The sequence below is a fragment of the Streptomyces sp. XM83C genome, from assembly GCF_023072675.1.
GTDB classification, from domain to species: Bacteria; Actinomycetota; Actinomycetes; order Streptomycetales; family Streptomycetaceae; genus Streptomyces; species Streptomyces thermocoprophilus.
In genome coordinates, this window is the sequence record NZ_JALLGL010000231.1 from 1 (window position 1) to 9,894 (window position 9,894).

Consider the following 9,894-nt stretch of genomic DNA (forward strand, 5'->3'; position numbering starts at 1 on the left):
CCCCCGCACCGCCCCCGCGCCCCGCCGGTGCCGTTCGGTCGCAGCCCGTGGCGCCGGCCGCGCGGCCCGTGCTGTCGGTCGACGGGATCGCCGTGGCGACCGAGGAGAACCCCCGTTACAGCGACGCCCGCGGCCTACAGGGCGCCGACGACGGCACCGGCCTGTTCGGCGGGTGGGACTCCGCCGGCCGGGAGGCAGGGGACGGGCTGCTCACCGCGTATCTCACCTCGGTCGCCGAGCACAGCGGGCTGCCGCTCGGGCGGCTGCGGATGCTCATGCCGCCCTCCGACGGCGGGCCGGGCCCCGTCGAGGAGGCGCTGCGCCGGCTCGGCCCGCCGCCCGTCCCGCAGCCGTTCGCGCTGGTGCAGTCGGCGGCCGACCGGGACACCCTCAGCGCCGAACTGCCGCGCCTGATGCAGGAACTGGGCTGGCCGTTGACGGAGGACATGGGGCTCACGCACCTCGGCGACCTCGGCGGCGCGGCCGTGGTGGACCTGGTGTCGTGGTGGGCGGACCCGGCGGCCGGCGCGACCGTGGTCGTCGCCGACCAGCCGCTGTTCGCCCTCGCCGGGCGGCTGCCGCGCAGGCTGACCGCCGTGGCGCTGCGCTTCGGCGGCGGGGAGGGCCCCCTGCACGTCCTCGACCAGGGCGAGGACCGTCCGGTGCCCGACGCCGACCGCGTCTTCGCGGGCCCCGGCGCGTGCGGCGGCTGGCCCGGCCTGTACCGCGCACTCGTCAGCGACGACCCGCGGCCCGGCGACCGGATCCTCGTACGGTGCGGCGCCGGTGAGCGCCACGCCTGGGTCCTGTTGCGCCGGACCGCCGCACCCTTCGGGAGACCGTCATGATCACACCTGTCGTACGGCATTTCACGGAGGCGGACATCCCGCTGCGCAGCGCCCTGCTGCGGGAAGGACGCTTCCAGGCGAACCTCACCGACTTCGCGGTGGTCTCCAGCGACGAGGCGCTGGAGGCGAACCAGCGGCGCACGATCGAGGAGGAGCACGCGGTCAAGCGCATGTACACCGTGTGCCGTCCCGACGGGCGGACTATCGGCTTCGCGTGGATCACGTCGATCGACTGGCGGGCGCAGTCCTGCGAGCTGTCGTTCGGTGTGCTGCCGCGCTACCGGGGCGGGCACGGCGCCGCCGCCGTAGCCGCGATGCACCGGTACGTGCGGGAGGAGCTGAACATGCGGGCCGTGATCAACCAGGTGCTCGTGCACAACACGATGCTGGTGTCCGCCGCCGATCTCGCCGCGCAGGCCCAGGTGCGGTGCGCCTACGACTCGTTCACCGCCGGCGAGTGGCGGGACTCCTGCTACTGGTCGCAGGACGCGGCCGGCTACGAGCGGTCCGTGGCCGAGCACGAGGAGCGGCGCCGCGCCATCGCGGAACGCATCCGCGCCGCGTCGGGCGGCGCGTCATGAGGATCGGGGTCGATCTGCTGAGCATCTCCCGGTTCAGCCGGGTCGCCGGGCATCCGCGCTGCCGGACCCTGGTGTTCACCGACGCCGAGCTGGCGGAGGCCGACGGACTGTCCGGTGAGCGGCGCGCGGAGCGGCTCGCCGGACGGTTCTGCGCCAAGGAGGCCACGGCCAAGGTGCTCGGCCGGGGGCTGGGGCAGGGGCTCGTGTGGCGGGACATCGAGATCACCGCGGGCCGCTGGGGGGCGCCCGAGGTGACCCTGCGGGGCGGTGCGCGCAGGATCGCCGAGGAGGCGGGTATCGGCCGTATCGAGATGTCTTTGACGCACCACGGGGACCTCGTCGTGTGTGTGGCTGCCGCACCCGCATCTGCCTGACCTGTGCATGATTACTCCACATTTGCCTCACCCTGTGAGCGTCACGCGAGGACAAGCGACGGTTTTTTATTGAAATTTAATGCGGCCTCACACACTGTAGAAGTAGGGTGACGTGCGGTTTTTCGACATGTGGGTGGTGTGCCCCGCGTCCGAAAACGCCGTCTTCTGGGGGGAGGCCGATGCGATTCCGTCTGCTCGGGCCGTTGGAAGTTGCAGGCCCGGACGGCACAGTCCTGATCACTGCCGAACGGCAGCGGATCATCCTGGCCCTGCTGCTGATGGAGGCCAACCGGGTCGTACCGACCGAACGGCTCGTCGACGCCGTCTGGGGTGACGAACCCCCCTCCACGGCCCGTGGGCAGATCCAGATCTGTGTGTCCATGGTCCGGTCGAACCTGGCCAAGGTCGGGCTGAAGGACGTGATCCGCACCCAGGCGCCGGGCTATGTGGCGGAGGTGGCCGACGACGACCTCGATCTACGCGTGTTCGACCGTCTGGCGCTGGCCGGCCGGGCCGCCGCCGAGGCCGGTGACCACGCCGCCGCGACAGCCGCGTTCGCCGAGGCCCTCGCCCTGTGGCGGGGCGACCTGCACATAGACTCCGGCGCCGACCGCACCACCCTCCAGGGGCCGACCGCACGCCTCAACGAGCAGCGGCTGGCCGTGGTGGAGCAGTGGGTGGACTCGCAGCTCGCGCTCGGCCTGCACCAGCAGCTCGTCGAACAGCTGATGGACCTGGTCGTGCAGAACCCGCTCCGCGAGCATCTGCGCGCCCAGCTGATGCTGGCGCTGTACCGGTCCGGCCGGCAGGCCGAGGCGCTGGAGGCCTACCGCAACGGACGCCAGGTCCTCATCGACGAACTGGGCATCGAACCGGGGGAGGAACTGCGGCGGCTGGAGGAGGCGATCCTCTCCGGCGAACTCGACAGCGCCGCCCCGCCCGCCCCGCCCGCGGCCCGCCCGGCGGCGCCCGGACCGGTCTCCGGCCCCCCGGTCGTGCCGCGGCTGCTGCCGGGCACCATCGCCGACTTCACCGGCCGTGACAGCCTCGTCGCCTCCCTGCGGGCCGGCCTGGACACCGACGCCGACACGCACGGCCTGCGGATCGTCTCCATCACCGGCAAGGGCGGCGTCGGCAAGACCACCCTGGCCGTGCACGTGGCGCAGCTGCTGGCCAAACGGTTCCCCGACGGGCAACTGTTCGCGAAGCTGCGCGGGCCCGCGTCCCAGCCCGTGCCGCCCGGCCAGATCCTGGAGCGCTTCCTGCGCGGCTTCGGCATCCCCGGCGGGGCCATCCCGGCCGGGCTGGAGGAACGCGCGGAACTCTTCCGCAACCAGGTCGCCGGCCGCCGCGTGCTCATCGTGCTCGACGACGCCGTCGACGAGGCGCAGGTGCGCTGGCTGCTGCCCGGCTCGCCCAGCTGCCCGGTGATGGTCACCAGCCGGTCCCGGCTGACGGGCCTCGAGGGCACGCACGGCGTCCAGGTCGACGTGTTCACCACCGAGCAGGCGCTACAGATGCTCGACCGCATCCTCGGCGCCGACCGGGTCCGCGCGGATCTGCCCCGGGCGCTGGAACTGGTCGACCTGTGCGGCGGTCTGGCGCTCGCCCTGCGCGTCGCGGCGGCCAGGCTCGCGGCCCGCCCGCACTGGACGCTCGGCCACATGGTGGCCCGCCTGCACGACGAGCGGCGCCGGCTGAACGAGCTGTCCCACGGCGGCATGGGCGTCCGCAGCAGTCTCGCGCTGGCCTACCACGGGCTGCCGTCCGAGGCGCAGCGGCTGTTCCGCCGGCTGTCGATGCTGGAGGCCACCGAGTTCTCCTCCTGGGTGGCGGCGCCCCTGCTCGACCTGGACGTGAGCACCGCCGAGGACACCCTGGAACTGCTGGTCGACGCCCAGCTCGTCGACGTGGAGCTGGTGGACGGCCGACACGCCCGCTACCGCATGCACGACCTGGTGCGGGTGTACGCCCAGGAGTGCCTGTCCGACGCGGAGAGCACCCCGCAGCGGTCCGCGGTGCTGGAGCGGGTGCTGAGCACCTGGCTGTATCTGCTGGAGGAGGCCCACCGCCGGGTCTACCTGGGGGACCACGCCCTGCACGGCGAGGCGGTGCGGCGCCCGCTGGACGCGTGGGTGGTGGACCGTGAACTGCGCGACCCCATGGGCTGGTTCGACGCCGAGCGGACCAGCCTCATCACCGCCGTGCGGCAGGCCGCGGCGGCCGGACTCGACGAGCTGTGCTGGTGTCTGGCGCTGACGCTGGTCACGATGTTCGAGAACTACAACTACTTCGACGACTGGCGCACCACGCACGAGATCGCGCTGGAGGTCACCCGCCGCAACGGCAACCGGCGCGGACAGGCCGCGATGCTGTACTCGCTCGGCTCGCTGCACATGTTCGAGTACCGGCTGGACGAGGCCCGCAGCCGGCTGGAGGCGGCGTGCGACCTGTTCCAGTCGGTGGGCGACCGGCACGGGCAGGCGCTGGCGATCCGCAACCTCGCCTTAGCGGACCAGGTCCAGGGCCGCTCCGAGCAGGCGATGAGCGGCTACGAGCACGCGCTCGCGATGCTCGACGAGACCGACGACCCGACCACCGAGGCCCATGTCCTGAACAACATGGCACAGATCCATCTGGAGCAGGGCCGCATGGCCGAGGCCCGGGGCAGCCTCCAGCGGGCGCTCGTCGTACTGGAACGTTCCGGCGGCTTCCGTATACGCGCGCAGATCCTGTGCCGGCTGGGCGAGGCGCACCTGGAGACAGGCGATCTGGCAGCGGCGGAGGAGGCGTTCGGCCGGGCCATGGAGAGCATCCGTGCCGTCGGCGACCCGGTCGGCGAGGTCTACGCGCTGCGCGGTCTCGCCGTCACCCGGCAGCGGCAGGGCGCGTACGAGGAGGCCGCGGGGATGCTGGAACGCGCCATGGACATCGCCGAGCGGGCGCAGGAGCGGCTGGCCGTCGGCCGTATCCGGCTGGCGCTCGGTGAACTCGCCGCCGAACGGGGCGACTCGGCGCGGGCGAGCGAGCATCTGACGCGGGCGCTGCGTGTCTTCGAGGGCGTCAACGCCACGAAGTGGCGTGACCGTGCCCGCCATGTGCTTCAGCGCCTCACCGCCGAGCCGGTGGCCTGACCCCGGGCCCGCCGTGGACCGTCGTGGAGGGGCCTGGCCCAGGCCGGGCCCGCCGCGGACCGTCGTGGAGTGGCCCGGGTCTCCGCAGCGGAACGTCCGAGCGTCGGTGGAGGGGAAGCGTCGTGGAACCTTCGTAGGCCCGTTGAAAGGGCTTTGGTAGCGCTCCCTTAGCGGACTGGGCGACGTTGTGGGCTCGGGCGCGACCCGGCATCCGGCCAGGGCGCGGCCCGAGGGAAGAGGGCCCGATACGCCGTGAGGTTGGACGTTTCCGTCACCGACGGGACCACCGGTCACCCCGTGGACGGCCTGCCCGTCCGGCTGGAGCGGTTCGGCCTGGACCGCTGGCAGCAGGTGTGGAACGGCATCACCGACGGGGAGGGCCGTTCCGGCTGCACCGTCGACCGGGAGGACGCGCAGCGGCCCCTCCAGCTGACGCTGGAGACGGACCGCTACTTCGCCACGCTCGGGGTGCGGCCGTTCTACAGCCGTATCACCGTGTCGTTCGCCCTCGGCGGGACCCTCGACCGGCACGAGGTGCCCATCGTCATCAATCCCGGCGGCTACACCGTTCATTCGGTGCGCATTTAGCGCCTGATAGCGAACTGGTAGGGCGTTGAGAAGGCCCGCCGATAGAACTCTTCCCGCAACCGCACGGACATCTGTTTCACGCCGATCGACCCCACGAAGGAGAAGACGTGTTCTCGCTTTTCGCCTCTCTGTTCGGCTACGGCGACGCCTCCCTCGACGACATCATGTGGACCTGATCCGGGTATCGGCCGCGGAGCAGCGCCGGGACAGCGCGCCGTGACGATCTCCGTCCGCGTCCTCGACACCACCGGCGGCCGGCCGGTGTCCGGCCTGCCGGTCTCCCTGTACCGGCGGAGCGACAGCGGCACCTGGTCCCGCCTGGCCCGCGTCCGCACCGACGCCCGGGGCCACGTCAGGTCGTTCACGGACCGGCCGCTGCCCGGCGGGAGCTACCGGCTCGTCTTCGCCACCGGCGACCACTTCGGCGACCAGGGGGCGGACGCCCTCTACACCGAGATCATCCTGACCTTGCAGTACCCGGGGGACGCGGCACGTCTGCACGTCCCGCTCTTTCTGAGCCCTTTCTCGCACTCGACGTGCCGCGGAAACCCCCGTTCCACGCCCCACCCTGCCTTGACGACGTAATTCCACGGGACGCGAGGTGTGCACGCGCCCGGACGAAGTTTCAGTACGCCAGGAAATCAGACGGCGGCGAAACGCCCTCTTCGGTGGTGTTCTCGCGCGGCGAAGCCTGAGGTGACGCTCTCCATGGATGCATCGATGAATCCTTCCCAGGACCGGCTCGTGCGCAGCGAGCCCCACAACGAGCCCGTCGCGGTCGTCGGCATCGCCTGCCGGCTGCCCGGCGCCGACGGCCCCGCCGCCTACTGGGGCCTGCTGAGCGAGGGCCGCGACGCCGTCACCGAGGCCCCGGAGGACCGCTGGCCCGCGGGGACCGCCGTGCCGTACCGGCGGGCCGGATTCATCGAGGACGTCGACGCGTTCGACGCGGCGTTCTTCGACATCTCCCCGTTCGAGGCCGCCGCCATGGACCCCCAGCAGCGGCTCACCCTGGAGCTGGCCTGGCAGGCGCTGGAGGACGCCCGGCTCGACCCGGCCCGGCTGCGCGGGAGCGCCACCGGTGTCTTCGTCGGCGCCATCAACAGCGACTACGCCACCCTGCACGACCGGCAGGGCGAGGACCACGCCGACGCCTGGACCCTCACCGGCATCCAGCGCGGCATCATCGCCAACCGGGTGTCGTACGCGCTCGGGCTGCGCGGCCCCAGCCTCACCCTGGACTCCGGCCAGTCGTCGTCCCTGGTCGCCGTGGAGGCGGCCTGCGAGAGCCTGCGCCGCGGGGAGAGCGGCATCGCCCTCGCGGCCGGCGTCAACCTGAACCTGCTGCCCGACACCTCCGACACCATCGGCCGGTTCGGCGCGCTCTCCCCCGACGGCCGCTGCCACGCCTTCGACAGCCGCGCCAACGGCTATGTGCGGGGCGAGGGCGGTGCCGTCGTCGTGCTGAAGCCGCTGTCCGCCGCCCTCGCCGACGGCGACCGGGTGTACAGCGTGATCCTCGGCGGCGCCGTCAACAACGACGGCGGCGGCGAGGGGCTGACCGTACCGAGCGCCCGCGCCCAGGAGGACGTCGTCCGCCTCGCCTGCGCCCGCGCCGGCGTCGCCCCCGCCGAGGTGCAGTACGTCGAACTGCACGGCACCGGCACCCCGGTGGGCGACCCGGTGGAGGCCGCCGCGCTGGGCGCCGCGCTCGGCGCCGGCCGCGACGAGGAGCACCGGCTGCTCGTCGGCTCCGCGAAGACCAACATCGGCCACCTGGAGGGCGCGGCCGGTATCGCCGGGCTGCTCAAGGTGGTCCTCAGCATCCGGCACCGGCGGCTCGCGCCCAGCCTGCACTTCCGCACCCCGCACCCCGACATCCCGATGGACCGGCTCGGGCTGCGCATGACCACCGAGGCCCGTGACTGGCCCGACCCCGGCCGCCGGCTGGTGGCGGGCGTCAGCTCGTTCGGCATGGGCGGCACCAACTGCCATCTGATCCTCGCCGAGCCGCCCGCGCAGGCCGCGGCACCCACGGCCACCGCCGGCACCCGGCAGACCACCGACGGCACCGACGCCACCGCGGCCCCCTGGATCCTGTCCGCCCGCTCCACGGCCGCCCTGCACGGCCAGGCCCGCGCCCTCGCCCGGCACCTCGACGAGCACCCGCACACCGCGCCCGACGACATCGCGCGCTCGCTGGTGGAGACCCGCGCCGAGTTCGAGCACCGTGCCGTCGTCCTCGGCACCGGCCGCGACCGGCGCCTCGCCGCGCTGCGCGCCCTCGGCGAGGGCCGCGCCGACAGCGACGTCGTCACCGGCACGGCCGTCACCGGACGTACCGCGCTCGTCTTCCCCGGGCAGGGCTCCGAGTGGCCGGAGATGGCCGCAGAACTGCTCGACCGAGCGCCCGTGTTCACCGCGCGGATCACCGAATGCGCCGAGGCCCTCGCGCCGTTCGTCGACTACGCGCTCCTCGACGTGCTGCGCCGCGCCCCCGGCGCCCCCGGCCTGGACCGGCTGGACGTCGTACAGCCCGCCCTGTGGGCCGTGATGGTGGCGCTCGCCGAGGAATGGCGGGCGCGGGGTGTCGAGCCGTACGCGGTGATCGGGCACTCCCAGGGCGAGATCGCCGCGGCCACCGTGGCCGGCGCGCTGTCCCTGCCCGACGCCGCGCGTGTCGTCGCGCTGCGCGCCCGCGCGGTCGCCCGGCTCGGCGGGCGCGGCGGGCGCGGCGGCGGCATGCTGTCGGTGGCCGCGCCCCGCGAGACCGTCCTGAACGTGCTGGACGGGCGGGTGCCGCAGGCCACCGTCGCCGTGGAGAACGGACCGGGCGCGGTCGTCCTGTCCGGCCCGGTCGACGCGCTCACCGAGGCGGCCCGGCTGCTGGAGGAGGCAGGGGAGCGCACCAAGCTGCTGCCCATCGACTACGCCTCCCACTCGGCGGCCGTCGAGGAGCTGCGCGAGGAGATCCTCGACGTGCTCGCGCCGGTACGGCCGCGCTCCACCAACACCCTGTTCGTGTCCACCGTCACCGGCGAGCCCGTCGACACGGCCACGCTGGACGCCGCGTACTGGTACCGCAACCTGCGGCAGACCGTGGAGTTCGCGCGGGCCACCCGGTCCGCGCTGGACCACGGCTGCCGGGTGTTCGTCGAGTGCAGCCCGCACCCGGTGCTCGTCACCGGCATCGAGGAGTCCGCCGAGCGGGCCGGGGTCGCCACCGCCGCCACGGGCACGCTGCGCCGCGGCGAGGGAGGACCGGACCGGCTGCGGGCGGCGCTCGCGGAGGCGTATGTGCGCGGCGCCGGCATCGACCGGGCCGTCCTCGCCCCCACGCCCGGCGCGGCGCTCACCGACCTGCCGCCGTACGCCTTCGACCGGCAGCGGTACTGGCTGCCCGGCGCCGACGGCAGCACGGCCGGCCGTACGGAGTCGGAGGCGCCGGTGCCCGCGCCGGTGCGGTCCGCCGAGGAGCTGCTGCGGCTCGTGCTGGAGACCGCCGCCCTCATCCGTGGCACCGACAGCGACGCGGTCGGCCCCGACGGGACGTTCAAGGAGCTGGGCCTGGACTCGCTGGGCACGGTGGAGCTGCGTCGCCGGCTGACCGGGGCGACCGGTCTGCCGCTGCCGACGACCGTGGTGTTCGACCATCCGACACCCCGGCGGCTCGCCGACCATCTGCACGCCCGGCTGCGCACGGCCGCGTCCGCCGCACCGGCCGCGCCCGCCGCCCGCGCCACGACCGGTGCGGTCGGGGGCACGGCGGCCGACGCGGACGACGCGGTGGCGATCGTCGCCATGGGCTGCCGCTACCCGGGCGGTGTCGGTTCCCCCGAGGAGCTGTGGCGTCTCGTCCTGGACGGCATCGACGCGACCAGCGAGTTCCCCACCAACCGGGGCTGGGATCTGACGGCCCTGTTCGGCTCCGACGGCTCCGGTACGACGACCACGCGGCGCGGCGGATTCCTGCACGACGCCGACGAGTTCGACGCGTCGTTCTTCGGCATCAGCCCGCGTGAGGCACTCGCGATGGACCCGCAGCAGCGGCTGCTGCTGGAGACCACCTGGGAGACCCTGGAGCGTGCCGGACTCGACCCCGAAGGGCTGCGCGGCTCCGACACGGGTGTCTTCGTCGGTGTCATGGCCAGCGACTACGGCCCCCGCCTCGACCGTCCCGTCGACGGGACGGACGGTCATCTGCTGACCGGTTCCCAGACGAGCGTCGCCTCCGGCCGGGTCGCCTACACGTTCGGGTTCAACGGGCCCGCCCTGTCCGTGGACACCGCCTGCTCGTCGTCGCTGGTCGCGCTGCATCTGGCGGTGCAGGCACTGCGGCGCGGCGAGTGCTCCATGGCGCTGGCCGGCG

7 protein-coding genes are annotated in these 9,894 nt (G+C 73.5%); all 7 read left to right on the top strand.

The window, feature by feature from the left end; translation table 11 throughout:
* Positions 1-848, top strand: an 848-nt coding sequence (locus MTQ10_RS22465; RefSeq protein WP_247471492.1) for a hypothetical protein, incomplete at its 5' end; no start/stop codon positions are given.
* Positions 845-1,429 carry a GNAT family N-acetyltransferase gene (locus tag MTQ10_RS22470; protein WP_247471495.1) on the top strand — a complete coding sequence of 195 codons (585 nt, stop codon included), beginning with the start codon at positions 845-847 and terminating at the stop codon, positions 1,427-1,429. The genes MTQ10_RS22465 and MTQ10_RS22470, both read left to right, overlap by 4 nt.
* Positions 1,426-1,803 (top strand): holo-ACP synthase, encoded by a 378-nt coding sequence (locus MTQ10_RS22475; protein ID WP_247471498.1) that lies wholly within the window; start codon positions 1,426-1,428, stop codon positions 1,801-1,803. Before MTQ10_RS22470 ends, MTQ10_RS22475 begins: the two co-directional genes overlap by 4 nt.
* 203 nt (positions 1,804-2,006) lie before the next feature.
* Positions 2,007-4,937 carry an AfsR/SARP family transcriptional regulator gene (locus tag MTQ10_RS22480; protein ID WP_247471499.1) on the top strand — a complete coding sequence of 977 codons (2,931 nt, stop codon included), beginning with the start codon at positions 2,007-2,009 and terminating at the stop codon, positions 4,935-4,937.
* A gap of 258 nt (positions 4,938-5,195) precedes the next feature.
* Entirely contained in the window at positions 5,196-5,525 is a 330-nt protein-coding gene (locus MTQ10_RS22485; RefSeq protein ID WP_247471502.1) for a hydroxyisourate hydrolase, read from the top strand.
* Between the two features lie 216 nt (positions 5,526-5,741).
* Positions 5,742-6,110, top strand: a complete 369-nt coding sequence (locus tag MTQ10_RS22490; RefSeq protein ID WP_247471505.1) for a hydroxyisourate hydrolase — start codon at positions 5,742-5,744, stop codon at positions 6,108-6,110.
* Between the two features lie 135 nt (positions 6,111-6,245).
* On the top strand, positions 6,246-9,894 hold a 3,649-nt coding region (locus tag MTQ10_RS22495), incomplete at its 3' end, for a type I polyketide synthase (RefSeq protein ID WP_247471508.1).